This is a genomic window from Actinoplanes sichuanensis (assembly GCF_033097365.1).
Classification (GTDB): Bacteria; Actinomycetota; Actinomycetes; order Mycobacteriales; family Micromonosporaceae; genus Actinoplanes; species Actinoplanes sichuanensis.
In genome coordinates this window covers 9418068-9442967 of sequence record NZ_AP028461.1, presented here as the reverse complement: position 1 = coordinate 9442967, position 24900 = coordinate 9418068, and the positions used below count along the sequence as shown (strand labels likewise).

Genomic DNA, 24900 nt, shown 5'->3' with positions numbered 1-24900 from the left:
ATCACCTGCTGGGACTCGGCTTGGGCTGGTTGGAGGTGGTCTCGTAGGGCACCTCGTCCGGGCCCTCGTCGCCCGGGATGGTGGATCCGGAGTCTTCCCCGGTGCCGGCCTCGACCTGCACGTCGTCGAACGGCAGCAACGGGGTGGCCCAGGGGAAGACCCAATACCAGAGCAGCGTCCCGACCGTCGTGACCAGTACGAGCGAGATGGCCAGCTTGCTCCAGACGCCGCCCGGCAGCTTGCGCCAGATCCACGCGTACATCGTCGTCAGGACGCTTTCATCTCGGCCGGCATACCGGCGTCGGGCAGGGTCTGGTCCCGGGGGACCGTCTTGACCAGCTCGGCGTGGATGATCAGCCGCTCGTAGTTGTTGAACTTCGGGTTGCAGGTGGTGAGCGTGAGTAGTGCCTTGGTCGGCTTGGCCTTCGGCTTGCCGGGCACCGCGGCGACCACCTCGACCTGGTTCGGCTTCACGACCTCTTGCTGGTAGACGTGGTAGATGTACCAGCTCTCACGGGTCTCGACGCCGATGACGTCGCCGTCGTTCAGCTCGTCGAGCCGCCAGAAGATCTTCCGGACCCGGTGGCCGGCCACCGAGAAGTTACCGACCTGACCGGGTTTCGCAGTGTCCGGGTAGTGGCCTGGCGCGTACCTGATGTCGTCGGGCTGGACGCCGTCGACGACCACCCACTTCTTGTCCAGCTTGGGAATGTAGAGCCGGCCCACCAGGTCGGCACCCGGCGCCTTCGGGCCCTTCACCGCGCTCGCGGTCGGCGCCACGGTCGGGTCGGCCCAGGCCTGATCCAGCTCCGAGCCCAGGGTGTCCTGCTCGGCGTCGACCGCGGCCGAGTTGCCGAAGACCTGATAGCCGGCGAAGAGCAGCACCACGAGACCGAAAGTGATCATCAGCTCGCCGGAGGTGCGAATGCCGGTCCGGATCCGCGAGCCGATGGTCGGGCGGGTCAACTCGGAGTAGACGCTCTTGTAACCCTCGTCGGTCTGCTCCGGGCGCAGCTTGACCACCCGCTCACCACGTTTCGCCTTCTCGTCGGCCGGATCGGGCTCGGCCTCGGGCGGAAGGCCGGCGGCGGGCGCTCCGCCGGCCGCCGGGGACACCGAAGCGGCGCCGAGTACGGCGTCCGGGCCGGCCGCCTCACGCGCGGCCTGCGCCGCGGTACCCGGTGCGGGGACCGCGGGTGCGGTCGGTTTCGGCGGGACGGACGGGAGAAGACCGGTCGGAGCATCAACGGTACGGATGATCGCGGTCACGCTTGGATCCCGAGTCGGCCCGGCCGTCCACGGCTGTGCGGGCTCGGGGGTCGCGCCCCCGGACAGCCAGTCGGCGGGCGTCGCCGGAGCGCCCGGGCGGTCCCCCGAAGGCAGGCCAGTGCCGGATCCAGCCTCGCTCGGATTCCAGCCGGTGCCGGATCCCGTCCCAGCGGGCGGTTGGGTGGTGCCGGAACCGGGCTCGGCCCGCGACCAGCCCTGCTGAGCGCGTCCCTGCTGGTCGGCGGTCGGCGCCCAGGCGGTTGTCGCGCCGTCGTAGGCGCCGGTCGGTCCCGGTGTTGCGGCGGCACCGGCCGTGGTGCGGTCGTAGGCGCCGGTCGGGCCTGGCATTGCGGCGGCGCCGGTGGTGGTGGTGTGGTCGTAGGCGCCGGTACGGCCAGCGGCGTCGGCCGTGGTCGGTTGGCTGTGCGCAGCGGTCGGAACGGCGGCCTGCGGGTTGTACGCGCCGGCGGAGACTGCACCCGTTGGCTGGTACGAGGCCGGGGCCGTCGTCTGTGGATTGTGGGTGGCGGTCGACGAGTTGTAGGCGGCGGCAGGCGACGCGGTCGACGTGCCGTACGCAGCGTCCGAGGCCTGCGGGCTGTAGGCCGGGGCCGCTGTCTGTGGATTGTGCCCGGCGGCTGCGTTGTAGGCAGGGTCCGCGACCTGCGGGTTGTGCGCGGCAGCAGGGGCGGACGCTACCGAGCTGTACGCAGCAGTGGGTGCGGCAGCCGGGCTGTAGGCGCCGTTCGATGCGGCGGCCTGGCTGTAGGCGCCGTTAGGCGCGGCGGGGTGGCTGTAGGCGCCGTTAGACGCTGCAGGCTGGCCGTGCGCGCCGTTGGACGCGGTGGTCTGGCTGTGAGGGCCGTTGGCGGCCGCCGTGTGGCTGTGCGCGGCATGGTGGCCGACCGCTGGGCCGGGAGCGACGGACGCCCCGGAGGAAGCCGGACCGGCGGTCGAGCCCGGAGCGCCGGCCCGCAACGAAGCGGCGACCGAGGTGTCGATCGGCGCGGTGACCGTCGCATTCCAGGCCGGCTGAGCCACGACCGGTTCCGAGTGTGGCGCGGCACGGCGCGGTTCGTACCCGCCAGGCCCGCTGAGAGCCTCGCTGCCCGGCGCGGAAGGCCGCACCGGGGAAGCGGTGGGGGTGACGCCACCCAGATCGTTTCTGGGGGCCGTCGAGCCGCCGGCCTCCTCGGCCGCCCGCCGCCGGGCCGCAGCCGCCGCGACGCTGATCTCATCCGGTGCGGACGGAGCGGACGCTGCGGACGAAGCGAAGGGTGCGGACGAAGCGAAGGGTGCGGACGAAGCGAATGGTCCCGCCGCAGCGAATGGTTCGGCCGCACCGGGCGGAGTGAGCAGGGCAGATGAAGCGGCCGAGGGAGACGGGGCCGACACGGTAGACGGTGGCGACATCGCCGGCGGGGTGGACGACGCTGACGCGGCGGACGGTGCCCCCGACGGCTCAGTGGGCCGGGGATCGACGTTGCCGCCGGGTCCGACCGGAGACGCGAGCGGCCCACCGGGGACACCATCGGGTGCGGCGTCGGTGATCCGTGGGATGTAGGCCGTCTGGGCGTCGCTGTCCGGCGCACGGTGCCGACCGGACCCGGACGGGTTCGCGGGGTACTCCGGAGGGACCATCACCGGACAGCCTGCGCCGCGCGGAGGTCGGTCGAACCGTCGTACGCCTGCACTGTCACGTTCTTCTCCACCTTTTCCGTGTAACCGAGCCCGAAGTCGGCGACGGCCTCCCGGAACTGCCTGACTCCCTCTGACGAGTCCAACGCGCGAGTGAGCGCTGTGGGTTCGCCGATCGCGGTGATCTTGAAAGGCGGTGAGAAGACCTGGCCGTGAAGGAGCAGCGTGTTGCCGACACAGCGTACCGCGCTCGTGGAGATCACACGGAGATCCATGATCGTCATGGCCTCGGCGCCACCGGCCCACAACGCGTTCACCACGGCCTGGACGTCACCCTGATGGACGACCAGATCGTCGTTGTCCGGAGCGTTGTCGCCGAAGTCGGTGCCGCGCCGAGGTGAGTCGTTGAGGGTCACGGTCATGCCGGGGCCCTGTAGTCCGGTGAAGCCGGCCGACTGGCGCAGCGCGTTGGCCTGACTCTGTGCCGGTGGATCCAGTTCGGCCAGTCGGCCGGTCTGCTGGTCGACCTCGTTGAGCAGGCGAGCGGCCTTGTTCTCGTTGGCCGCCAGCCGGGTCCGCTTCTCGGCGATCAGTTGAGTCAGTTGCGGCCGACGGTCGTCGCGGAGTGCCGTACCGTCTGCGGTGGTCGCCGACGTCGTGAACAGCAGACCCGCCGCCAGCGCGATCAGCGGGACCCCCGCGGACCAGACCGATCGGCGGCGGTCGCGTCGTGGCCGGAGGCCGCGGGCGACGCGCCGGAGCACGAGTTGCCAGGAGGCTCCACCGGCGTCGCTCGGAACGCCGCCAACCCCTCGAAAAGCCACCCAGCCCCCTCAAGAACAGACGCTCGGGGTATTTTCTCGCCCCGGCGGGTGCCTGTCTGCGTACCGTCTTGACTACGCTAGCGGTCGAACAGTATTCGCCACGGGCAGCATTCGGGAGTTCCGGAGCCGCTCAGCGGTGGGTTGTTCACCACTTGTTGCCCTCAGGAGATCGCCGTGCCCAAGTCAGTGGTTCGCAAGAAGAAGGTCTACACCCCGCCGTCGGACATCAACCCGGCGGTGAAGGGTGCGTCCAACAAGCCGAGTCCGGTCTGGGTGCCCGTCAGTGCGGTGACCCTGATCGTGGTCGGCATCGCCTGGCTAGTCGTCTACTACCTGTCCGAGCAGCAGTGGCCGGTGGCGAGCTGGGAATACTGGAATCTTGCGGTCGGCTTCGGCTGCATGGTGGCGTCGCTGGGCCTGCTGTCACGCTGGCGCTGAAACGCTGTTTCCTTTCTTACCGCGTATACGTGAAAATCCTCGAAAGTTAGCGCACCCCCGCCTGGCGTGGGGTGCGCTTTCGGCGTGGGACGCACGCCCTTGACCTGTGGCGCGCGCCCGTCTATTACTCGTGGGTAACATGGGCGGGCGCACCGCCGACCGAGGAGGCACAACGCAGATGGGCTACGCGCAGATAGTCGCCACCGTCTTAGCGGGGGCAATCACGGTGGTAGCCGTCTACCTGGCGGTACGTGCCGTTATGACGATCACCGCGGTGATCCGACAGGGCCAGCCCGATCCGGCCCGGTTCGCCGAGCCGAAGGTCCGGACCAAGACCATGCTGGTGGAGACCGTCGGTCACACCAGGATGCTGAAGTGGTCCGCGATCGGCGCGGCCCACTGGTTCGTGATGTTCTCGTTCCTGATCCTGTCGCTGCTGGTGCTGGAGGCCTACTTCGAGGTCGCGGCCCCGGCGATGGGCCTGCCGATCATCGGCCACTGGACGATCTTCGGCCTGGTCACCGAGTGGTTCGGGATCCTCGGCACGATCGGCATCCTCTACCTGATCTTCGTACGGCAGCGGAACAAGCCGGGCGCGGTGAAGCGGAGCCGGTTCCTGGGCTCGACCATGTGGCAGGCGTACTTCGTCGAGGCCGTCATCGTCGGCGTGCTGATCTTCGGCTTCCTGATCCGGGGCTTCAAGGTCGCCGGCGACCACTTCGAGTACCCGCTGTGGGCGACCCCGGTCAGCCACGCGGTCGGCTCGATCCTCCCGGCCTGGGAGGACGGCGCCACCTGGATGGCGCTCATCAAGATCTGCATCTCGATGACGTGGTTGATCACCATCTCGCTGAACCCGACGATGGGTGTCGCCTGGCACCGCTTCCTGGCGTTCTTCAACATCTACTTCAAGCGCAGCCCGGAGAAGCCGGCCGGTTCCGGTCTCGGTGCGCTGAAGCCGATGATGAGCGAGGGGAAGCCGCTCGACTTCGAGGAAGCCGACCCGGAGAAGGACCTCTTCGGTGTCAACCAGGTCGAGCAGTTCACCTGGAAGGGCCTGCTCGACTTCTCCACCTGCACCGAGTGCGGCCGCTGCCAGTCGCAGTGCCCGGCCTGGAACACCGCCAAGCCGCTGTCACCCAAGCTTCTCGTGCTGTCGTTGCGCGATCACGCGTACGCCAAAGCCCCTTATCTCCTCGCCGGAGGCGGTAAGGATCTGATGGGTGAGGAGAAGGCCACCGAGGCCCAGCTCGCCCACATGGACGTCCTGGCCCTGGCCGAGGCCGACCGCCCGCTGATCGGCGGCGTCGACGAGAACGGCGTCATCGATCCGGACGTGCTCTGGTCCTGCACCACCTGTGGCGCCTGCGTCGAGCAGTGCCCGGTCGACATCGAGCACATCGACCACATCGTCGACATGCGCCGCTACCAGGTGCTGATCGAGTCGAGCTTCCCCTCCGAAGCCGGCGTGATGCTGCGCAACCTGGAGAACAAGGGCAACCCGTGGGGCGCCCCGCAGAACACCCGTGAGGACTGGACCAAGGGGCTGGACTTCGAGGTGCCACGGGTGGGCGAGGTCGAGGACTTCGACTACCTCTTCTGGGTGGGTTGCGCCGGCGCCTTCGAGGACCGGGCCAAGAAGACCACCCGCGCGGTCGCGACGCTCCTCAACGAGGCCGGTGTGAAATACGCCATCCTCGGCGAGGGCGAGACCTGCACCGGCGACCCGGCCCGGCGGATCGGCAACGAGTTCATCTTCCAGATGCTCGCCCAGCAGAACGTCGAGACGCTGACCGAGGCCTTCGAGGGCCAGAAGTCCAAGAAGATCGTCGCGACGTGCCCGCACTGCTTCAACACCCTCGGCAACGAGTACGAGCAACTCGGCCTCGAAGTCGAGGTCGTGCACCACACGCAGCTGCTCGCGCACCTCGTGAAGGAGGGCAAGCTCACTCCGGTCCAGCCGATCGACGGTGACGTGACCTACCACGACCCCTGCTACCTGGGCCGGCACAACCGGGTCTTCGACGCGCCCCGCGAGGTACTCGGCGAGGCGGCGAACCTGGTCGAGATGCCACGTAACCAGGAGCGCTCCTTCTGCTGCGGTGCCGGTGGCGCCCGGATGTGGATGGAGGAGCGGATCGGCAAGCGGATCAACGTCGAGCGCACCGAGGAAGCCCTGGCCACCGGGGCGAAGACGATCGCGGTCGGATGTCCGTTCTGCTACACGATGATCGGCGACGGCGTCACCGGTAAGGGCAAGCAGGAGGAGGTCGAGGTGGTCGACGTGGCCACGGTCCTGCTCCGCTCGCTGAAACAGGAAGCCTGATCGTTCTGATGGTCAGTGGCCGGCAGCTCAGCTGCCGGCCACTGTCGTTTCCGCCCGGGGCGTGACCGCACGGTTGGTGGCGAATGGCCCGAGTCCGGCACAATGAGGTCCGAGGTGAAGCGATCATGGACGGGCTGTTCCTGACCGCGGTGCTCCCGTTGGTGGCGTTTGCGCTGCTCACGGCGGGCAACGCGTTTTTCGTGGCGGCCGAGTTCGGGTTGGTGACAGTCGATCGGGTGGAGATCGACACACGCGCCACCGCGGGTGACCGCCAGGCGCGCCGGGTGCAGACCGCCCTGCGGGAGCTCTCCTTCCAGCTCTCCGGCGCGCAGCTGGGCATCACCCTCACCGCGTTGCTCACCGGATACCTTGCCGAGCCGGCCCTGTCGGAGCTCTTCATCCCCCTGGTGGAACCGGTCGCCGGCGACTCCACCGACACCGTGACCCATGTGCTCGCCCTGGTCGTGGCCACCCTGCTCTCCATGCTCTTCGGTGAGCTGGTGCCGAAGAACGCGGCGCTGGCCCGCCCGATGGGGATCGCGCTGCGCACGGCCGCACCTCTGCGTACCTTCTCGATCGTCTTCAAATGGCTGATCGCCGCGCTCAACGGCACCGCGAACTGGCTGGTCCGTCGCCTCGGCATCGAGCCGCAGGAGGAGCTGGCCAGTGCCCGCTCCCCCGAGGAGCTCGGCCTGCTCGCCGCGATCAGCGCCTCGGCCGGCGCGCTGCCCACCGAAACCGCCACCCTGCTGCGCCGGACCATCCGGTTCGGCGAGAAACGGGCGGCCAAGGCGATGACGCCACGTGTCGACGTCGTCGGGCTCAAGACCACCGCGAGCGTCGCGGACCTCATCACAGTGGCGCGAGAAACCGGACACACTCGATTCCCGGTGTACGAGAGCACGCTCGACGTCGTCACCGGAGTGGTCGGGGTGAACGACGCCCTGGGCGTGCCACCCGAGCGACGGGCCGCGACACGCGTCTCCACCCTCGCCCGGGAACCGGTCCTGGTGCCGGAGAGCCTCAACCTCGACAAGGTGCTCGAAGTGCTGCGTACGGCGGGCGCCGACCTGGCCATCGTGGTCGACGAGTACGGCGGCACCGACGGTGTCGTCACCATCGAGGACCTGATCGAGGAGCTGGTCGGGGAGATCGCCGACGAGTACGACATCGACCTCGCCGAGACCGGTACCCAGGAGCTGACCGCCCCCGGTGGGGAGAAGACGTTCCTGGTCGACGGGCTGCTCCGGGAGGACGAGGTGCACGAGCAGACCGGGTTCCGGCTGCCCGAGGGGCCGTACGAGACGCTCGCCGGTTTCCTGCTCGCCCGCCTCGGACACATCCCGGTCGCCGGGGAATCGCTTGAAGAACACGGGTGGGAGTTCACCGTGATGGAGGTCGACCGGCACCGCATCGAGCAGGTGCGCGTGGTCGCGCCGCCGGAGCCGTCCGATGACTGAACTCCTGTTCGTCGCGGTTCTGCTGGTCGGTAACGGCCTCTTCGTGGGCGGCGAGTTCGCGCTGATCGCGTCCCGGCGTACCGCTCTGGAACCGCTCGCCGAGACCTCGCAGGCGGCCCGCTGGGCGCTGTCCGCGATGAGCCAGATCCCGCTGATGATCGCCGGCGCTCAGCTCGGCATCACGATCTGCACCCTGGTGCTCGGCGCGATCGCCGAACCGACCGTGGCGCACCTGCTGGAGGGCCCGTTCCATGCGATCGGGCTACCGGACAACGCGGTGCACCCGATCGCGTTCGTGCTGGCCCTGATGATCGTGACGTTCCTGCACACGGTCGTCGGCGAGATGGTCCCGAAGAACATCACCCTGGCCGGCCCGGAGCGGTCCGCGCTCATTCTCGGCCCGTTCATGCTGGCCTTCTGTACCGCCACCAAGCCGCTGCTCAACGCGATGCGCTGGGCGTCCCGCAACATCCTGAAACTGTGGAAGATCGAGACGACCGACGCGGTCAAGACGGTCTTCACCGCCGAGGAACTGGCCGGCATGGTCACCCAGGCCCGCAGCGAGGGCCTGCTCGGCTCGGAACAGTACGCCCGCATCCACGCCGCGCTCGGCCTCAGCAACCGCACCGCCGCCGACACGTTGCTGCCCTGGTCGCGGGTCACCACGGTGGCCGCCGACGTGTCACCGGCGACGCTCGAGGCGGTCGCCACCCGCAGCGGCCGATCACGGTTTCCGGTGGTCCAGCGCGACACCCGCCGGGTCCTCGGATTCGTGCACGTCAAAGACATTCTGGGGTACGGGGGAGCACAGCGCCGCCTACCGGTGCCGCCCGAGGTGATCCGTCCGCTGGCCGTCGTGCCGCCGGACCGAAGCCTCGCCGACCTGTTACTCACCATGCGCCGCGACCGTCTGCACATCGTGCTGGTCAGTGACGGGAGCCGCCCGCTCGGCGTGATCACGCTGGACGACGTGCTGCACGCGGTGATCGGCGAATCGTCCGCGGCGGCGCATCCGACGTCACGGATGCGGTGATCTGCGTTACCCCGGTTCGGATTCGGTGGTTCGGTCTACCGCGTTCGAGTGGTTCTCCGGCGTTTCGGTGCGCCGGTTCGCGACTTAGGCCTCATTCCGGACAATAAGCACATGCTTCACTTTCGGCGACGCGCTGTACCGATCGGTGTCCTTTCGGCGGCTCTCGTCCTGACCGGGGTGTCCGTGATCCTGCAGCGCACCCCGTCCGTCGCCGGGCCGCCTCCCCCCTTCGGGCACAGCCCGGTCCCACCGACATCAGGTCCGCCCGCGCCACTGCGCGTCACACCGGTGCCCGCGGTCACCCCGAGCCGGCCGGTACCAGGTTTCCTCAACAACGTGAGTGCCTTCTCCGCGCCGGTCACACCCGGCCGGATCCGCATCGCCGGGTCGCCGTTCGAGGTCCGGTACGACTTCGACGCCGGTGTCGGCCGGCCCATCGCCGACGTCGAAGGCGGGCACGAACTGCGGCCCCTCGGGCAGAACGGGGGCGCGCTCCGGCTCGTACCCCAGGGCTCCGGTCTTGCCGTCGCCTACCCGGACCGATGCACGCTGCCGCGCGAACGGGATTGCCCCCGCGCGATCCTGGAGGGCTTCCGCGACGACAGCCTCAACCCCGGACGGCGATCCATGCGGTACGGGGCGTCGGTGCGGATGACCTACGCGGACCTCGCCGACGGGTCCAACGTGCTGCAGAAGGGCTACTCGGTCGGTGGGGTCAGCCAGTACAAACTCCAGGTCGACCACCGGCAGGGCCATCCCAGCTGTGTGATCGCCGGAGCCCGGGGCGGAATCTACCGAGCCGAACCGTGGATCAACGTGGCCGACGGCCGATGGCACGACCTGGAATGCCGCCGAACCCTGAACCGCCTGATCATGGTCGTCGACGGCGCCCCGCGAGCCTGGGTGCCGCTGCCACCCCAGCTCTCGATCGCAAACGCCGAGCCCCTACGAATCGGCGGAAAGGGCCCGGCCCCCGGAAACGACCAGTTCGCCGGAGCAATAGACGACGTCTTCATCACCATCGGCGACTGACCGCGGCCAGGCGCGCGGGTGATGGCGCACTGCCGGCCGAGCAGCCTGGTCAGTTCGCCGGTAGTGGGCCTATCTCGTTGACATGTGCCCACACGTCCGACAGCGGGAAATCGGGGGGACACGGGATGGCCTCGACCTGAGGTGCCGGTCCGGAGCCGGTGTGCCGGTCACGGACGCGCACGTCACCCAGGAGAACTCCTCGTATGTGCCGCCGCCGCCCGCGCCTCGCCCGTTCACGGCGAACTGCGCGGTGACTCGACGTCCGTCCGCCGTGACCGCGAGCAGGTGAGAATCCTTGCCGCGGTCCCGCAGGCCGGGCTCGATCTCCTCGCGAAGCCGCTGACCGGTCCAGGTCTGACCAGCCGCCTGACGCAGTTGATAGCTGAACCCGTCCCGGAAGTCGTCCAGGCCCTGACGAGCCGACTCGACGGCCGCGTCACGCGCCTCATCCGTCGCGTCGGGAAAGTCGCATCCGGCACCGACCACCAGCACGCCGACGGCCAGAGCCACCAGGCCGCACCTTCGTCCGGCGGCTCTCACTCCCGGTGTCTCCTGTCCTGGAGGTGGCCCGCGGCGTCGGCCCGGCTCCTAGCGACGTCGAGCCCCGGAGAACGCAGCCCCTCTTTCTTAGGTCCTGATTGCACTACGGTCCTTCTCCATCACGTCGAAGACAGCCCGTAGGCGCTTGTCCGCAGCGTAGCCAAGGGCCGCGAGTATCCACCCGGCTGTTTCGGCATGGCCCGGAACGACGGAAGCCCTGGTGAGGACATGTGTCCTGACCAGGGCTTCCGTATGTGGAGCGGGTGACGGGAATCGAACCCGCACTGTCAGCTTGGGAAGCTGATGTTCTGCCATTGAACTACACCCGCAAGCTGCCCCACTGTACCTGATTATCCGAGTCGGCGATGGCACCGGTCCCGGAAAAGCGAGCGGCCAGGACACGAGCAGCTGTCGAGTGGGTGTCGGGGTCGGTGGTCAGCTGGCCACGGCTAACAGGTTGGGTTTCGGGTGGGGGGCCTGCCAGGTCTGGGCGTAGGCCGGCAGGAACGGGGTGGCGGCCAGTGGTAGCGCTCCGGCTGGGCCGTGGCGGCGGAGCATGGCTGTCTCGATCGTCAGCTCGAACAGGCGCCAATCGACGTCTGGAGAGGCGTGCAAGGTGCCGGCCAGGTGCGCGATCACCCGGGTGTCTCGGACCGGGACTGCCCGGCCGGTCAGGGTGGCCTCGTCGTCGTTGTCCTCCGGTGGGTAGGCGTGCAGGGCGTAACGCCCGTCGCGCTCCAGGTCTCGGCGTTTCGGGGAGTCGACGATGAAGCAGTAGAGACCGTCGGCTGTGAAGACCGGGGAGACCGGGTGGACGCGTGGACCGCCGTCTGGGCGGATGGTTGCCAGGTAGCCCATGCCGGGGCCGTACTGCTGCAGGAGCGCACGGATGCCGTCGGCGAGCGCCGGCTCGGCGGCGGCGAAATCGGACCAGGAAGCCATGCCCGCATTCTATCGAACATACGTTCGATGCGGCCACTGAACACGCCGATTCGGGCGACTTCGGCCTGGTCGGTGCGGCTCCGGACAGGAGCGCGCCGGGGACGGTCGGTATGGTGTTGCGATGCTGCTCTCCGACCGTGACCTGGTCTCGGAAATCAAGTCCGGTGGCCTCTCGCTGGAGCCGTTCGAGCCGTCGCTCATGCAGCCGTCCAGCGTCGACGTTCGGCTGGATCGGTTCTTCCGGGTGTTCAACAACCACCTGTACACCCACATCGACCCGGCCGAGCAGCAGGATGAGCTGACCGCCCCGGTCGAGGTGGAGGATGGTCAGCCGTTCGTGTTGCATCCGGGTGAGTTCGTGCTGGCGTCCACGCTTGAGGTGATCACTCTCGGGCAGGATCTCGCCGCCCGGCTCGAGGGCAAGAGCAGTCTCGGGCGACTCGGCCTGCTCACCCACTCGACCGCCGGGTTCATCGACCCGGGGTTCTCGGGGCACGTGACGCTGGAACTCTCCAACGTGGCCAACCTGCCGATCAAGCTCTGGCCGGGGATGAAGATCGGGCAGCTGTGCATCTTCCGGCTGTCCAGCCCGGCTGAGCACCCATACGGTTCGGCCGTTTACGGATCCCGCTACCAGGGGCAGCGCGGGCCGACGGCGAGCCGTTCGGCGCTCAACTTCCGCACCTGGCCGACGCACTGAGGGGCGGGCCGCCGGAAGGTGAGACGCGCTGAGAGGCGAGCCGGCGGACGCAAGGGCCAAAGGCGCAGGCCGAAAGGGTGAAAGGCGCGAAGGCCGAAGGCGGAGGCTGCAAGGCGAAGGGCGGACGGGAAGCCGCTGATGGGTGGGGCGACCGGCCCGCTCGGCGTGGGGGAGATCCGGGTAGCCGTACCCCTAATGGGTGTTTCGTCGGACCGGAAGCCCGTTCGCGGACGCCGCGCCGAGGACCTGTTCGATCTGTGCCGGGCTCAGCCCGGCCGTCGGAACCGGCAGGAATCGGGTGCCGCGCAGTCGGAAGAGCAACTGCCCGGAGAGTTGTTCGACCGACCGGACGGCCCGCCAGGCGTACGCGTGCCGAACCTCCGAGTCCGAGCTGGCGACCCCGCCCTCGCTGATCTCGTAGGTGGTGAGCCGCCCGGCGCGCAGGCCACGCGCGGTGTGGTTGAGCAGGACCACCGGCACGATCACGGCGAGCGCCGCGCCCCCGGTTAGAAGACCCGGGCTGAGGTCCCCGGTGACGCCCAGCAGAAGCACCGCGACCAGCAGGAACGCCCATCCGGCGAGGCGGGCGGCGAGGACCGGGCGGCGGAGGCCGTGCCTGGTGGCGGCGGCGATCAATGCCGGGTCGGCAACCGCGGTGATCTGGATCTGCACCCCCGAAAAGTACCTTTTGCCCGCCGCTGATCGGCACCCTCCGGGCGGCTGTAACGGGATCTACGATTGGCGGCGTGTATCTCATGATTTCGACGTACCTGAAGCCGCTCGACGAGGTCGACGCGGCCCGTGCCGACCACCTGGCCTTCGTCGACGAGCTGGAGAAGACGGGCTACGCGGTCACCGCGGGCCGGATGGACCCGCCGACCGGCGGCATCATCCTGCTGGACGTGGACACCGAGGCCGAGGCGCAGGAGCTGATGGCCACCGACCCGTATGTGGTGCGGGGCCTGGCCGGCTACACCGCGACCGGCTGGCACCCGACCCGGGGCGCTCTCGCCGGCTACCAGCGGGCCCGCTAGTCCATTTTGTTTACGGGTCCAGGTCCATTCCGGTCAGCAGGGTCCTGATCACCAGCTCGGCCGACACCTCGGGCGGGCACTCGTCGACGATCACGGCCGTGCCCAGGTACCTCGATCCGAGAAGTTCGCGCAGGCCACGAGCCTGAGCCCCGGTGGCCGCCCAGTCGTCGACGACGAGGGCGCGGTCGCCGGGGCCGATCAGTTTCTCCCGTACGCCCAGGCGCTGCACGTCGCCGCGGTGGTCCGAGGGCACGTCGGCCCAGATCATCGGCTCGGCGATGGCCCGGCGCGCCCCGGCCCGGTACGCCTCCACGAACCCCACCCCGAGCGCCCGTGCCACCAGGGGCCCGACCATGAATCCGGTCACCTCCGGCGAGACCACGACGGTCGGCCGGTCGGCTCGGAACAGGTCGGCGAGGGCCGGTCCGAGACCGTCCAGGATGCGCGGGTCACGCCACCATCCGGAGCGGTCGCTGACCATGTAGTCGTGGCCGGGGCCGAGGTCGGTCCAGCGGAAGGCGGATCGGAGAAGATCACGGAGATCGTCGGTCACGCAGACATCCTGTCACCGGGCGCCGTTCTTGTTGGACCGACCGAATGACTGCGGTACCTACGTCAGGTCAGAACCGACTCAGCCTACGGGTCAAGTTGATGCCCGACGTCAGGTCGATCGGGCATGCTGTTCGGCGGAACCATGCCTACTTTCATGGCGGGACGACGCCCGCTGAGCCCAGGGAACCGCGCCGGGATCGGCGCGGCCCTCGTGCTGCTCGCCGTCGTGTCCGCCGTGGAGTCGACCGAGCCCGGCGTGGACTATGTCGGTCTGCTGGCGGCGGTGCCGTTCCTGGCCGCGGTCTTCGCCGTCTGGCAGTTGGTCCTGGGGACCGGCGTGGTCGCCACGATGGTCGGGGCGGTCTTCGTCGGGCTGGCCGGTCCGAATGTCGGCATGGCCGGCCTGGTCAACCTGATGGGCATCGTGCTGGCCACCGGCGTGGCCGCCGCCGGTGCCACGATCCGCCAGCGGCAGGCCGAGAAGATCGCCGAGCTGCTACGGCTGGCGGCGGTGGCCCAGCAGGCGGTGCTGCGACCGATCGGGCCGCAGGTGGGCGCGCTGGCGGTGGCCGGCCGGTACATCTCGGCGACGGCTGCGGCGGACATCGGAGGCGACCTCTACGAGGCCCTCAACACGCCTTACGGCGTTCGGATCATCATCGGGGACGTACGGGGTAAGGGCCTCGACGCGGTACGCCTGGCGAGCATCGTGCTCGGTTCGTATCGGCATGTCGCGTACGAGCGGGCCGATCTGAAGTCGATCGTGCAGGATCTGGACCGGGCGGTGGCCCGCAGTGTCGGCGATGAGGATTTCGTCACAGCGGCTCTGGTCGAGGAGCGCGGCGGCACCCTGACGATCGTCAACTGTGGACATCCGGCGCCGCTGCTGCTGCGGCGGGGTCAGGTCATTCCGCTGGAGCCGCCCGCGCCGGCACCGCCTCTCGGTTTCATGCCGGAGGTCAAGGCGCGGGTGGAGCGTCTGGAGCCGGGCGACCGGCTGCTGCTGTTCACCGACGGGCTGGGCGAGGCGCGGCGGGACGGTGAGTTCTTTCCGACCGCCGACCGTGCGTGGCGCCTGCTGGGCCACGGCACGGTCGGGGACGGTCTCGCGTCGCTGGAGACGGCCCTGGTCGACTGGGTCCATGGGCGTCTCGAGGACGACATCGCGTTGGTTCTGCTGGAGTACGCCGGTCCGGACGGCGGCGCTGCCGTCTCGGTGCCGAGCTGGGAAGTCGGAGCCGCGGGCAGCTGATGTCAGGCCGCGCTGTCCTCGGTCTCGACCGGGACGGCCGGCGAGGTCGGCGCTGGAACTGGTGGAACCTGGTCGGGTTGACGGTGTCGCCCGACGTAGTTGCGCGGCTGGTTGGCCTGGCGCGGCTCCGGGATCAGGTTCTTGAGCGTGGCGAACATGGCGTCCCCCTGTTCGTAGCTGTCTATCCCTAAGAACGAGCCGTCCGTGCCCGCGATACGTGATCAGCGTGTCGAAGTAGGCAAATGGCCGAACGGCTGTATCGACAGCCACCCGATCGGACTGACCCACGCCCCTTCCTGGTGGGTCTGCCCAGAAACCCTGCCTGGGTTGTCGCTGGCTACCGATGAGTAATAGAGTGGGGTTACTGACGGGTAACTCGCGTCCGGAGAGCGGGGCCAAGCACCATGACGCACTACAAGAGCAACCTTCGTGACCTCCAGTTCAACCTGTTCGAGGTCTTCGGAGCAGAGAAGTCGCTCGGCCAGGCGCCGTTCGACGAGTTCGACCTGGAGTCCGCGCGCGACGTGCTCGTGGAGGTCGACCGGCTGGCCCGTGAGGACCTGGCCGCCAGCTACACCGACGCGGACCGCAACCCACCGGTCTTCGACCCCGCGACGAACACCGCGCCGCTGCCGGAGTCGTTCAAGAAGTCCTACGAGACGTTCATGGCGTCCGAGTTCTGGCGGCTCGACCTGCCGACCGGCCTCGGTGGCACCCCGGCGCCGCGGAGCCTCGTCTGGGCCGTGGCCGAGCAGATCCTCGGGGCCAACGCCCCCGTCTGGATGTACTCGTCCGGTCCGTCCTTCGCCAACGTGACCTGGACCGAGGGCACCGAGGAGCAGAAGGAGTGGGCCAAGCTCTTCGTCGAGAAGCAGTGGGGCTCCACCATGGTCCTCACCGAGCCGGACGCCGGCTCGGACGTCGGTGCCGGCCGCGCCCGCGCCATCCCGCAGCCGGACGGCTCGTGGCACATCGAGGGCGTCAAGCGCTTCATCACCTCGGGCGAGCACGACCTGAGCGAGAACATCATCCACTACGTCCTGGCCCGCCCGGTGGGCGTCGAGGGCGTGGGCGGTCCCGGTACGAAGGGGCTGTCGCTCTTCATCGTGCCGAAGTACCACTTCGACCCGGCCACCGGTGAGCTCGGTGAGCGCAACGGCGTCTACGCCACCAATGTCGAGCACAAGATGGGCCTCAAGGTCTCCAACACGTGCGAGATGACCTTCGGTGAGCACGGCACCCCGGCCAAGGGCTGGCTGCTCGGCGAGGTGCACCAGGGCATCCGGCAGATGTTCATGATCATTGAGAACGCCCGGATGATGGTCGGCACCAAGGCGATCGCCACCCTGTCCACCGGTTACCTCAACGCGCTGGAGTACGCGAAGAACCGCGTACAGGGCGCCGACCTGGTGCAGAACACCGACAAGGCCGCGCCGCGGGTGACCATCACCCACCACCCGGACGTACGCCGTTCGCTGATGCTCCAGAAGTCGTACGCCGAGGCCCTCCGCGCCCTGGTCATCTACACCGCGACCTGGCAGGACAAGGTCGCCATCGCGCAGGCCGCGGGCGACGAGAAGACCGCGAAGATCGCCAGCCACGTCAACGACTTCCTGCTGCCGCTGGTCAAGGGCGTCGGGTCGGAGCGGGCGTACGAGCTGCTCGGCGCCGAGTCGCTGCAGACCTTCGGCGGTTCCGGCTTCCTCCAGGACTACCCGCTGGAGCAGTACGTCCGGGACGCGAAGATCGACACCCTCTACGAGGGCACCACCGCGATCCAGAGCCTCGACCTGATCTTCCGCAAGATCGTCAAGGACGGCGGGCGTACGCTCGGCACCGTCGCCGCCGAGATCCAGGGCTTCATCGAGAGCGAGGCCGGCAACGGTCAGCTCAAGAACGAGCGGCTCGCCCTCGGCAAGGCGCTCACCGAGATGCAGAACATCCTGGGCGTGACCCTGGGCTGGCTGCAGGCCGTGCAGAACGGCGAGGCCCGGGAGATGTACAAGATCGGCCTGAGCTCGCGCCGGATCCTGCTCGCCCTCGGCGACGTGGTCCTCGCGTGGCTGCTGCTGCGCCAGGCCGAGGTCGCCCTGACCGCGCTGAACGGCGAGGTCTCCGAGGCGGACAAGAAGTTCTACACCGGCAAGGTGGCCGCGGCCCGCTTCTTCGTCGCGGAGATCCTGCCGCGGATCGGCGCCGACCGCCGGATCATCGAGAACACCACCCTCGACCTGATGGACCTGGACGAGGACGCGTTCTGATCTGAAGCTTTTCCCACTCTCCTGAAAAAGGCGAAGGCCCGGCGGACAACGACGTCCGCCGGGCCTGAGTCTTCTCGAGGCCACCGGCTACGATGATCGTCGATTCCATCGTGGATCGCCGAGCGCGGGGGCTCATCGGGTGCGGATTGCTTCTCGGAACCGACTACACGGCACCGTTCGTACTGCCCGTCAAGACCGGCTCCTACAACGGAAACGTGCGACTCGACTGGCGGGTGACCGACCGGTTCGGTCAGGCCCGCATGCTGGGCCCGCGGATCATCGTCGCGGACAACAGCGGTCCCGCCGTAACGATCAGCAAATGGCCGAAGAACAAAGACCATGAAGGTCCAGGTCCGGGCGTACGACAAGCTCGGCAACGTGAAGTACACGAGCACCCGGACCTGGTACCGGAGGTAGGGCTCAGCCCCGAGCGGTGTGAGACCGGGTCAGGCGCATCGAACCCGGTTCCACCGACGGCCACGGCTTCTCGCCGGTGTGCACGGCCAGGCCGGACGTCTTCATCTCGACGACTGTGCCGGTGTACTGATCATCAGGTAGCAGTAGAGCGGACACTTCGGACATTGTCGGGTTGTGGCCGATGATCAGCACCGTCCGGACCGTCTCCGCGACCTCGTGCAGCAGGTCGAAGACCTCGCCGCTGCGGCCCAGATAGAGCGAATCCGGGTAGTGCACCTCGGGCGACGGCTGCCCGTTGCGGCCCTGCGCCAGCGCGATCGCGGCGTTCTGCCAGGTCTGCCGGGTGCGCTTGGCCGGTGAGCAGATCACCAGGTCGGGATGCAGCCGCTCGTCGACGAGCCACGCGCCTGCCGCGTCGGCGTCGAGGCCGCCCCGATCGGACAGGGCACGGTCGAAATCGTCGAAGTCGCCGGGGATCTCCGCCTTGGCGTGGCGCAGAAGGATGAGCGTCCGCGTGGTCATCGGTACAGCTTGCCTGATTGGGATTCGGTGCGTGCGGGTAAACGCTCGATCAACGCATTCATCACGGTCGAGCGGGCTCGCACGGCCGGGCGGACACCCGAGGAGGGTCCGATGGGCATCGGTGCAAGCATTTTCCTGCTCGCTCTGGGGGCGATCCTGGCGTTCGCCGTGGAGGCGGACATCAGTGGACTGGACATCGGCGTGATCGGCTGGATCCTGATGCTGGCCGGCCTGGTCGGCCTGGTCATCACGCTGTCGTTCTGGAGCAGCCGTCGCCGTACCGTGGTGACCCGCACGCAGGCGCCGGTCGCCGGGGCGGGCTACACCTCCGAGTATCGCGAGGTCCGCCGCGACGACGTCCCGCCGCCGCCTCCCCCGGCGTACTCCTGACGAGAAATGCCCCGTGCACGAGCCCGGGGCATTTCTCTGCGCAAGCTAGGCGTACAGAGCGAAGTAGACGGCGATGTGGTGGCAGATCGCCGCGACCAGTGTGCAGGCGTGGAAGAACTCGTGGTGACCGAAAACGGTCGGCCACGGGTTGGGCCGCCGCAGCGCGTAGAAGACCGCGCCGATCGTGTAGATGGCGCCACCCACGAGCAGCAGCACCAGGCAGGTGACACCGCCGACGTGCAGCACCTCGGGGATGATCGCGACCGCGACCCAGCCGAGCGCTACGTAGAGGGGTGCGCCCGCCCAGCGGGGCAGGTGCGGCCACACCATCTTCAGCGCGACGCCGCCGAGCGCCCCGCCCCAGACCAGGCTGAGCAGGACGACCTGCTGGGTGCCCTCGAGCAGCAGCACACAGAACGGCGTGTAGCTGCCGGCGATGAAGATGAAGATCATCGAATGGTCGGCGCGCCGCATGATCTGATAGCCGCGCTCACTCCACACCCGGCGGTGGTAGAGCGCGCTGATGCCGAACAGGCCGCACACCGTGATGCTGTAGATCAGGCAGCTGACGAACGGTGAGATGCCGGGGCGGCTCAGCGCTATCGAGCTGAGCACGATGCCGCAGACGAGCGCGACGAAGAACGCGTACTGATGCAACCGGCCGCGTAGTCGCGGCTTGCCGAGGTCGGTCGGCTTCATCCGGAACGGGGCTGAGGTCGTCACGCGTTCCAGGTTACGGCACCGTAGGTTACTGAGGGGTAGTGATGCCGGATACGGTTGACGCTGCCGGATGATTTCCACATGAAGATACGACGGGTGGGGGCGGCCGGGCTACTGATCGAGTGCGATGATGCCGACCGGGTCGAGGACTGGCGCGCTGAGCTGTGGCAACGCCGCGAAAAAGGTGAGCTGCAAGCGGTCGAGATCGTGCCCGGCGCGCGCACGATCCTGCTCGACGGAGTGGCTCCCGGCACTGCGGGACTGCTACCGCGATGGGAGCCGGCACTCGGCGGAATTCAGTCCGAAGGGCCCCTCGTGGAGATCCGGACGGTCTTCGACGGCGAGGATCTCGCATCCGTCGCCGAACTCTGGGGCGTCACCACGGACGAGGCGATCCAGCGCCTGACCGACACGACACTCCACGTCGCCTTCTCCGGATTCGCCCCTGGATTCGCCTATCTGCGGGGACTTCCGGACGCCTGGGCGGTCTCCCGGCTCGCCGCTCCGCGGCCTCGCGTCCCGGCCGGCGCCGTCGCGCTGGCCGGCGGCTACGCGGGCATCTATCCCACAGCGTCGCCGGGCGGGTGGCGGCTCGTCGGTCACACCGATCAAAACCTCTTCGATGTACGGCGGAAGCAGCCTGCCCTCCTCACCCCCGGGACTCGCGTGCGGCTGGTGGCGGCATGATCACCGTGTTGCGGGCCGGACCGCTGACCACCGTGCAGGACCTGGGCCGGCCGGGTCACGCGCATCTGGGCGTACCCCGCTCGGGCGCGCTCGACGAACCGGCCCTGCGGCTCGCCAACCGGTTCGTCGGCAACCCCGACGACGCCGCCGGCCTGGAGACCACCCTGCTCGGCTGTGCCCTGCGGTTCGCCGAGGCGGCGCTGGTGGCGGTCACCGGCGCGGTCGCCCAGGTCGACGTGAACGGGCGTCCGGTCGAACGACCACACGGCCAGCAACTGTTCGAGGTGCCGGCGGGTGGCGTGCTCGACATCAAGCGGGCCAGTCGTGGCGTGCGGTCCTACATCGCGGTGGCCGGTGGCATCAACGTCGAACCGGTGCTCGGCAGCCGTTCCACCGACACCCTCTCCGGGCTCGGGCCGGCCCGGCTGATCGAGGGCGCCGACCTGCCCGTCGGTGTGCCCAGCGGAGCGCCCTCGCTGGTCGGGGAACCGGCCCGGATCGGCGGTGAACTGGTGCTCGGGATCCGGCTCGGGCCGCGCGACGACTGGTTCGAGTCACACGGGCTGTTCGGTTCGGCGTACCAGATCAGCCCGTTGAGCAACCGAGTCGGCGCGCGGCTCGCCGGCAATGCCCTGACCCGCAGAGACGTCGGCGAATTGCCTTCCGAGGGGGTCGTCCTCGGTGCCGTCCAGGTGCCCGCCGACGGGCAGCCGATCATCTTCCTCGCCGACCACCCGACGACCGGCGGATATCCGGTGATCGGAGTTGTCGACGACGTCACACCCCTCGCGCAGGCGCGTCCGGGCACTAGCGTGAGGTTCCGTGAGCTCGATTGATCTGAACGCGGACCTGGGCGAGGGCTTCGGCGCCTGGCGGCTCGGCGACGACGACGCCCTGCTCGACGTGGTGACCTCGGCCAACGTGGCCTGCGGCTTCCATGCCGGCGATCCGTCCACGATGGCCTCGGTATGCCGACGGGCGGTCGAGAAGGGCGTCGTGATCGGCGCCCAGGTCGGCTACCGCGACCTGGCCGGATTCGGACGGAGGCGGATCGAGTACGCCCACGACGAGCTGCGCGACGACATCGTCTACCAGATCGGGGCGCTGGAGGCGTTCAGCCGGATCGCCGGTGACCGGGTGCGCTACGTGAAGCCGCACGGCGCCCTCTACAACACCGCCGCTGTCGACGAGTTGCAGGCGTCCGCGGTGGTGGCCGCGGTCGTCGCCTACGACCCGGCGCTGCCGGTCCTCTGCCAGCCCGGGTCGGTACTCGCGATCCGGGCCGCCGAGGCCGGGCTGACCGTGGTCGGCGAGGGCTTCGCCGACCGCGGCTACCTGCCGGACGGGCGGCTCGTGCCCAGGTCCCGGCCGGATGCGCTGGTGCACGACCCGGACGAGGTGGTCGCCCGGGTCGTGCGGATGGCCGTGGACGGCTCGGTCGCGGCGGTCGACGGCTCCATCGTGGAGTGCCGGGTGCGGTCGATCTGCCTGCACGGCGACACCCCGGGAGCGGTGCGCCTGGCTCGGGCGGTCCGCGCCGGGCTCGCGGACCGCCTGACGGTTCAGGCCTTCTGACGGGCGCGGTCCACCAGCGCGATCTCGTCGATGCTCGACTCCGGCGTACCCAGCATCCGGAAGGTCTTCGGGTCGAAGACCCAGACCACGACCTCACTGGTCTGACCGGTCGGAACCCAGGCCACGCCGACACCGTCGCGACCACGTGAGTCGGTCACGCCCTCGACCAGCCGGACACCGTCGATCAGGCCGATCGCCCGGTAGAGCGCCGCCCGCTGGGCCGGACGCATCCAGAACCGGGTGGAGACGGTACCGAGATACTTGGTGACGGCGTCGAGGCTGTCCGAGCCGAAGTCCTTCCGGGCCGTCGCACGCAGCCACGCGACCATCGCCTTCGGGTCGGTCGGCATGTCGGCTCGGTAGCGCACCACCGCCCGGCAGTCGCCGCCGACCGCGCAGCCCGGAATCGTCGCGTACTTTCCGTCCTGGTCGACGCCCCACCCGTCGTGCCGGCCGTCGATCGACAGCCAGGCCTCGTTCGCATCGCCGCCCCACTCGATGAACCGCAGGTAGAGGAACTGGTCGCCGCGCGGGACGACGTCAGGCTCGTTCTCGGCGGCGGTGGCGGCCTGGTCCAGGAAGGCGGCGACAGGCGTCAGTTTCGGTCCCGGCGCCACGCTCGGGGCCGGGGCGGGTGGCTGTGCATTCGGCGTCACGATCTGCGGGACGGTCACCGCCGCGATGGCCGTGGCGGCTGCGGCGGCCAGGAGGGCGGCCCATCGGCGGGGCCGCTTCGGCGGGTCGATCTCGGACATCAACCGGGTTCGTGCGGCGGCGAGACGGTCCGGCGACGGCAGCCGCTTCTCCTCGCCCAATTCCCGGACCAGCGTGATCTCATCCATGACGAACCCCCTCCTCGGTGCTGTGCATCGGATTACGGCCGCCCAGCGCGGCACGCAGAACGCTTCGGCCCCGGTGCAGACGGGAACGGACCGTGCCCACCGGAATGTCGAGCGCGGCCGCGACCTGCTCGTAGGTCAGTTCCTCCTGCACGATCAGCAGCAGGACATCACGGTCACCGGCGGCCAGGTCGGCCAGCGCCGAGGTGAGGACATCCCGCAGGGCGGCCGCGGTGACGTCGGCGGCCACCCGATCGGCGTGGCACTGGGTGTCCGGCTCGGCCGGGACGACCCGGTGCAGGCGCAGCCGCCGGACCTCGTCACGGCGATGCTGAGCGACCAGAAGGGTGGCGATCCCGTAGAGCCACGGGCGGGCGTCGCGCTGATCCGCCCGGAACGTGCCACGGCGGCGGAACGCGGTCAGGAACGTCTCGGCGACCAGATCGTCGGCCGCCTGATCGCCGAGACGTCGAGCCAGATAGCGGTGGATGTGTGGGGCATGTCGATCGAACAACGCCGCGAAGTCCTCGCGGAGCAACGCGGCGTCGTCCGGCTCGCTGTCGCTTCTCATGCCCCGTTATCCGTCACTCGACGGTGATGGGTTCACGCATCCAGACCGCGCAGGATCAACGGGAGCCGGTCCGGGCCGGCCGGGTCGATCACGATCGGCACACCCCAGTCCTGCCGGGTCAGGTGGCAGGCCCCGAACTCGGCGTCCACATCGCACGTCGCGGCCTGCGCCACGACCTGCAGAACACCCTTAGGAACATCCGGGTTGAGTACGATTTTTCGCGATAGGTCAGTAGTAGTGCCTTCACCCGCCAGGAGCAATTCCGCGGGCGACGCCGACACCACCAGCCGCACCGGCGAACCGAACTGGCTGTCCAGCTTCTGCCCGGGCGCCGGCGTGAAGATCACGTCGAGGGTCACCTCGCCCGGAGCCAGGTGCGACGGCGGCCGTTCGGTCTTGTGCCGCTCCCCGTCGACCCGCTTGACCACACCCGGAGCCAGTCGGGTCAGCCGGTGCGCGGCCGACTCCACCACGACCACCGTGCCGTCGGCGAGAACCAGGACGTCACTCGGCTCGGCCAGACCGGAATCACCGTGGACACCTCGTTCGACACCTGGTCGAACCGCCGGACCGCACCGTTGTATGTATCCGCCACCAGCACCGAACCGTCGGCCAGAGCCGCCACGCCGAGCGGATGCTGGAACAGGGCTTCGGCCGCCGGACCATCCACGTGACCGAAATCGAACAGCCCCTGACCGACCGCGGTGTGCATCACGCCGTCCTCGACGTAGCGCAGCGCGGACGTCTCGCTGTCCGCGATCCACAGCCGCCTCTGATCCGCGCTGACCGACAGACCGGACGGCTGGGCCATCCACACATCCGGGATCGGGCCGTCGCGCAGCGCCTCCACGGTCGTGCCCGCGTAGACACCGACCGTGCGCTTGATCGGGTCGAACCACCACAGCTGGTGGATCCCGGCCATCGCGATGATCACCTTCTCGTCGAACCAGGCCAGGTCCCACGGCGACGACAGGTCGGCGGCCAGCGCGTCGTGCGCGTGATCGTCGACCGCGGACCGCCACGGCCGTCCCGAACCGGCCACCAGCGTCACCTCGCCGGTCGCCGTGCTGAACCCGCGCAACTGGTGATGGACCGTGTCGGCGACCACCACGTCGTAACCGGCCACCTCGGCCACCGCGGGCGGCAGCGACACCAAGCCCTGCGGCTCACTGAACGGCTCGCCCCGGACGCCACTGCCGATTCGGCGGACCAGCGCCTCTCCATCCGGCGTCAGCTCCACCAGCGAATGCCGGGCCGAATCGGAGACCAGCAGATTGCCGCCCGGCAGTTCGATCACCTTGCCGGGGAAGCGGAGCAGGCCCTCCGGTGCGGGCGGCGGAACATACGGCCCGTCACCGCGGTGCAGCGTGCCGTTCGCCTCGTGCTTCGTGATCAGCTCGTCGATCAGGCGGGACAAGCCCTCGGCGTGCCCCTCGCCGGCCATCGACGCGACCAGATAACCCTCCGGGTCCACCACGGCCAGGGTCGGCCATGCCTTCGCCGCATATTGCTGCCACACGTGCATGTCGCCGTCGTCGACGACCGGGTGGTGTACGCCGTACCGCTCCACGGCCGCGGCCAGCGCCGCCGGGTCACGCTCGTGCTCGAACTTCGGCGAGTGCACGCCGATCACGACGATCGCGTCGCCGTACTTCTCCTCGATCGGCCGCAGCTCGTCCAGGACGTGCAGGCAATTAATGCAGCAGAAGGTCCAGAAATCCAATATTAGGATTTTTCCGCGCAGATCGGCCAGGGTGAGGGCCTTGCCGCCGGTGTTGAGCCAACCGCGACCCTTGAGTTCGGGCGCACGCACGCGAAATTCCATCCCGCCATGGTGCCTCACCCACCAACGGTGAACGGCCTCACCCCGGGGTGAGG

Annotated in this window: 25 protein-coding genes, 1 tRNA gene and 1 pseudogene; 13 read left to right on the top strand and 14 right to left on the bottom strand. The window is 69.1% G+C overall.

Annotated features, from left to right (window positions below):
• Position 1: 1 nt before the first annotated feature.
• From Q0Z83_RS43440 to Q0Z83_RS43430, 3 genes are all read right to left on the bottom strand, one after another.
• Positions 2-262: a hypothetical protein gene (locus Q0Z83_RS43440; RefSeq protein WP_317789308.1), complete on the bottom strand. Its 261-nt coding sequence runs from the start codon at positions 260-262 to the stop codon at positions 2-4.
• A gap of 5 nt (positions 263-267) precedes the next feature.
• Positions 268-2310 (bottom strand): class E sortase, encoded by a 2043-nt coding sequence (locus Q0Z83_RS43435; protein WP_317789307.1) that lies wholly within the window; start codon positions 2308-2310, stop codon positions 268-270.
• A 599-nt stretch (positions 2311-2909) separates the two neighbouring features.
• On the bottom strand, positions 2910-3671 hold the full coding sequence (locus tag Q0Z83_RS43430) for a DUF881 domain-containing protein (RefSeq protein ID WP_317789306.1): 762 nt from the start codon (positions 3669-3671) through the stop codon (positions 2910-2912).
• A 234-nt stretch (positions 3672-3905) separates the two neighbouring features.
• On the opposite strand from Q0Z83_RS43430, the gene Q0Z83_RS43425 reads away from it, so the two are divergent.
• The 5 genes from Q0Z83_RS43425 (at position 3906) to Q0Z83_RS43405 (ending at position 10020) form a co-directional block, all read left to right on the top strand.
• Entirely contained in the window at positions 3906-4169 is a 264-nt protein-coding gene (locus Q0Z83_RS43425) for a cell division protein CrgA (RefSeq protein ID WP_317789305.1), read from the top strand.
• A 178-nt stretch (positions 4170-4347) separates the two neighbouring features.
• Entirely contained in the window at positions 4348-6495 is a 2148-nt protein-coding gene (locus tag Q0Z83_RS43420; protein ID WP_317789304.1) for a (Fe-S)-binding protein, read from the top strand.
• A 125-nt stretch (positions 6496-6620) separates the two neighbouring features.
• Entirely contained in the window at positions 6621-7955 is a 1335-nt protein-coding gene (locus Q0Z83_RS43415; protein WP_317789303.1) for a hemolysin family protein, read from the top strand.
• On the top strand, positions 7948-8988 hold the full coding sequence (locus Q0Z83_RS43410) for a hemolysin family protein (protein WP_317789302.1): 1041 nt from the start codon (positions 7948-7950) through the stop codon (positions 8986-8988). The genes Q0Z83_RS43415 and Q0Z83_RS43410 overlap by 8 nt, the downstream gene beginning before the upstream one ends.
• 336 nt (positions 8989-9324) lie before the next feature.
• Positions 9325-10020, top strand: a complete 696-nt coding sequence (locus Q0Z83_RS43405) for a LamG domain-containing protein (protein ID WP_317789301.1) — start codon at positions 9325-9327, stop codon at positions 10018-10020.
• Positions 10021-10089: 69 nt separating this feature from the next.
• On the opposite strand, the gene Q0Z83_RS43400 is transcribed toward Q0Z83_RS43405, so the two are convergent.
• The 3 genes from Q0Z83_RS43400 to Q0Z83_RS43390 all read right to left on the bottom strand — a co-directional run bounded on the left by Q0Z83_RS43400 (position 10090) and on the right by Q0Z83_RS43390 (position 11502).
• Positions 10090-10530 carry a hypothetical protein gene (locus Q0Z83_RS43400; protein WP_317789300.1) on the bottom strand — a complete coding sequence of 147 codons (441 nt, stop codon included), beginning with the start codon at positions 10528-10530 and terminating at the stop codon, positions 10090-10092.
• Positions 10531-10815: 285 nt separating this feature from the next.
• Positions 10816-10889, bottom strand: a tRNA-Gly gene (locus Q0Z83_RS43395).
• Between the two features lie 106 nt (positions 10890-10995).
• Positions 10996-11502 (bottom strand): pyridoxamine 5'-phosphate oxidase family protein, encoded by a 507-nt coding sequence (locus Q0Z83_RS43390; RefSeq protein ID WP_317789299.1) that lies wholly within the window; start codon positions 11500-11502, stop codon positions 10996-10998.
• A gap of 121 nt (positions 11503-11623) precedes the next feature.
• On the opposite strand from Q0Z83_RS43390, the gene dcd reads away from it, so the two are divergent.
• Entirely contained in the window at positions 11624-12202 is a 579-nt protein-coding gene (dcd, locus tag Q0Z83_RS43385; protein ID WP_317789297.1) for a dCTP deaminase, read from the top strand.
• Between the two features lie 192 nt (positions 12203-12394).
• Here the strand turns inward: dcd and Q0Z83_RS43380 are convergent, their stop codons facing one another.
• The gene (locus Q0Z83_RS43380; protein WP_317789296.1) at positions 12395-12874 is read right to left on the bottom strand and encodes a YcxB family protein; all 480 of its coding nucleotides are present in this window, start codon (positions 12872-12874) and stop codon (positions 12395-12397) included.
• An 83-nt stretch (positions 12875-12957) separates the two neighbouring features.
• On the opposite strand from Q0Z83_RS43380, the gene Q0Z83_RS43375 reads away from it, so the two are divergent.
• Positions 12958-13236 carry a YciI family protein gene (locus tag Q0Z83_RS43375; protein WP_317797291.1) on the top strand — a complete coding sequence of 93 codons (279 nt, stop codon included), beginning with the start codon at positions 12958-12960 and terminating at the stop codon, positions 13234-13236.
• Positions 13237-13246: 10 nt separating this feature from the next.
• Here Q0Z83_RS43375 and Q0Z83_RS43370 read toward each other — a convergent pair whose 3' ends face one another.
• Positions 13247-13789, bottom strand: coding sequence for a phosphoribosyltransferase (locus tag Q0Z83_RS43370; RefSeq protein WP_317789295.1), 543 nt, complete (start codon positions 13787-13789; stop codon positions 13247-13249).
• A gap of 123 nt (positions 13790-13912) precedes the next feature.
• Between Q0Z83_RS43370 and Q0Z83_RS43365 the strand changes: the two genes are divergently transcribed.
• Positions 13913-15040, top strand: a complete 1128-nt coding sequence (locus Q0Z83_RS43365) for a PP2C family protein-serine/threonine phosphatase (RefSeq protein ID WP_317789294.1) — start codon at positions 13913-13915, stop codon at positions 15038-15040.
• Positions 15041-15042: 2 nt separating this feature from the next.
• Here Q0Z83_RS43365 and Q0Z83_RS43360 read toward each other — a convergent pair whose 3' ends face one another.
• A complete protein-coding gene (locus Q0Z83_RS43360; protein WP_317789293.1) occupies positions 15043-15198 on the bottom strand; it encodes a hypothetical protein in 156 nt (51 codons plus the stop codon).
• Positions 15199-15444: 246 nt separating this feature from the next.
• On the opposite strand from Q0Z83_RS43360, the gene Q0Z83_RS43355 reads away from it, so the two are divergent.
• Positions 15445-17301, top strand: a complete 1857-nt coding sequence (locus Q0Z83_RS43355) for an acyl-CoA dehydrogenase (protein WP_317789292.1) — start codon at positions 15445-15447, stop codon at positions 17299-17301.
• 420 nt (positions 17302-17721) lie between these two features.
• On the opposite strand, the gene Q0Z83_RS43350 is transcribed toward Q0Z83_RS43355, so the two are convergent.
• The gene (locus Q0Z83_RS43350; RefSeq protein WP_317789290.1) at positions 17722-18240 is read right to left on the bottom strand and encodes a SixA phosphatase family protein; all 519 of its coding nucleotides are present in this window, start codon (positions 18238-18240) and stop codon (positions 17722-17724) included.
• Positions 18241-18351: 111 nt separating this feature from the next.
• On the opposite strand from Q0Z83_RS43350, the gene Q0Z83_RS43345 reads away from it, so the two are divergent.
• Positions 18352-18630 carry a DUF6458 family protein gene (locus Q0Z83_RS43345; RefSeq protein WP_317789289.1) on the top strand — a complete coding sequence of 93 codons (279 nt, stop codon included), beginning with the start codon at positions 18352-18354 and terminating at the stop codon, positions 18628-18630.
• A gap of 45 nt (positions 18631-18675) precedes the next feature.
• Here Q0Z83_RS43345 and trhA read toward each other — a convergent pair whose 3' ends face one another.
• Positions 18676-19353, bottom strand: coding sequence for a PAQR family membrane homeostasis protein TrhA (trhA, locus tag Q0Z83_RS43340; protein ID WP_317789287.1), 678 nt, complete (start codon positions 19351-19353; stop codon positions 18676-18678).
• Positions 19354-19431: 78 nt separating this feature from the next.
• Here trhA and Q0Z83_RS43335 point away from each other — a divergent pair, with 78 nt between their 5' ends.
• Genes Q0Z83_RS43335 through Q0Z83_RS43325 form a run of 3 tightly spaced genes read left to right on the top strand, consistent with a single transcriptional unit; the run spans position 19432 to position 21612 of the window.
• On the top strand, positions 19432-20037 hold the full coding sequence (locus Q0Z83_RS43335) for a 5-oxoprolinase subunit B family protein (RefSeq protein WP_317789286.1): 606 nt from the start codon (positions 19432-19434) through the stop codon (positions 20035-20037).
• The gene (locus Q0Z83_RS43330; RefSeq protein ID WP_317789285.1) at positions 20034-20873 is read left to right on the top strand and encodes a 5-oxoprolinase subunit C family protein; all 840 of its coding nucleotides are present in this window, start codon (positions 20034-20036) and stop codon (positions 20871-20873) included. Before Q0Z83_RS43335 ends, Q0Z83_RS43330 begins: the two co-directional genes overlap by 4 nt.
• A complete protein-coding gene (locus tag Q0Z83_RS43325) occupies positions 20869-21612 on the top strand; it encodes a LamB/YcsF family protein (RefSeq protein WP_317797290.1) in 744 nt (247 codons plus the stop codon). The genes Q0Z83_RS43330 and Q0Z83_RS43325 overlap by 5 nt, the downstream gene beginning before the upstream one ends.
• Here the strand turns inward: Q0Z83_RS43325 and Q0Z83_RS43320 are convergent.
• The 3 genes and pseudogenes from Q0Z83_RS43320 to Q0Z83_RS43310 form a co-directional block, all read right to left on the bottom strand.
• Entirely contained in the window at positions 21600-22454 is an 855-nt protein-coding gene (locus tag Q0Z83_RS43320) for a CU044_5270 family protein (protein WP_317789284.1), read from the bottom strand. The two genes, Q0Z83_RS43325 and Q0Z83_RS43320, sit on opposite strands and share 13 nt — an antisense overlap.
• Positions 22447-23022: an RNA polymerase sigma factor gene (locus Q0Z83_RS43315; protein WP_317789283.1), complete on the bottom strand. Its 576-nt coding sequence runs from the start codon at positions 23020-23022 to the stop codon at positions 22447-22449. Before Q0Z83_RS43315 ends, Q0Z83_RS43320 begins: the two co-directional genes overlap by 8 nt.
• A gap of 32 nt (positions 23023-23054) precedes the next feature.
• Positions 23055-24847 (bottom strand): annotated as a pseudogene (locus Q0Z83_RS43310) (NHL domain-containing thioredoxin family protein).
• Positions 24848-24900: the final 53 nt, after the last annotated feature.

Coding starts and splice junctions, on each gene's coding strand:
- Q0Z83_RS43420 (WP_317789304.1), top strand. CDS start 4,348: ATGGGCTACGCGCAGATAGTCGCCACCGTCTTAGCGGGGGCAATCACG.
- Q0Z83_RS43320 (WP_317789284.1), bottom strand. CDS start 22,454: ATGGATGAGATCACGCTGGTCCGGGAATTGGGCGAGGAGAAGCGGCTG.
- Q0Z83_RS43440 (WP_317789308.1), bottom strand. CDS start 262: ATGTACGCGTGGATCTGGCGCAAGCTGCCGGGCGGCGTCTGGAGCAAG.
- Q0Z83_RS43315 (WP_317789283.1), bottom strand. CDS start 23,022: ATGAGAAGCGACAGCGAGCCGGACGACGCCGCGTTGCTCCGCGAGGAC.
- Q0Z83_RS43410 (WP_317789302.1), top strand. CDS start 7,948: ATGACTGAACTCCTGTTCGTCGCGGTTCTGCTGGTCGGTAACGGCCTC.
- Q0Z83_RS43350 (WP_317789290.1), bottom strand. CDS start 18,240: ATGACCACGCGGACGCTCATCCTTCTGCGCCACGCCAAGGCGGAGATC.
- Q0Z83_RS43345 (WP_317789289.1), top strand. CDS start 18,352: ATGGGCATCGGTGCAAGCATTTTCCTGCTCGCTCTGGGGGCGATCCTG.
- Q0Z83_RS43355 (WP_317789292.1), top strand. CDS start 15,445: ATGACGCACTACAAGAGCAACCTTCGTGACCTCCAGTTCAACCTGTTC.
- Q0Z83_RS43415 (WP_317789303.1), top strand. CDS start 6,621: ATGGACGGGCTGTTCCTGACCGCGGTGCTCCCGTTGGTGGCGTTTGCG.
- Q0Z83_RS43330 (WP_317789285.1), top strand. CDS start 20,034: ATGATCACCGTGTTGCGGGCCGGACCGCTGACCACCGTGCAGGACCTG.
- Q0Z83_RS43365 (WP_317789294.1), top strand. CDS start 13,913: ATGCTGTTCGGCGGAACCATGCCTACTTTCATGGCGGGACGACGCCCG.
- Q0Z83_RS43390 (WP_317789299.1), bottom strand. CDS start 11,502: ATGGCTTCCTGGTCCGATTTCGCCGCCGCCGAGCCGGCGCTCGCCGAC.
- dcd (WP_317789297.1), top strand. CDS start 11,624: ATGCTGCTCTCCGACCGTGACCTGGTCTCGGAAATCAAGTCCGGTGGC.
- Q0Z83_RS43335 (WP_317789286.1), top strand. CDS start 19,432: ATGAAGATACGACGGGTGGGGGCGGCCGGGCTACTGATCGAGTGCGAT.
- Q0Z83_RS43360 (WP_317789293.1), bottom strand. CDS start 15,198: ATGTTCGCCACGCTCAAGAACCTGATCCCGGAGCCGCGCCAGGCCAAC.
- Q0Z83_RS43375 (WP_317797291.1), top strand. CDS start 12,958: ATGATTTCGACGTACCTGAAGCCGCTCGACGAGGTCGACGCGGCCCGT.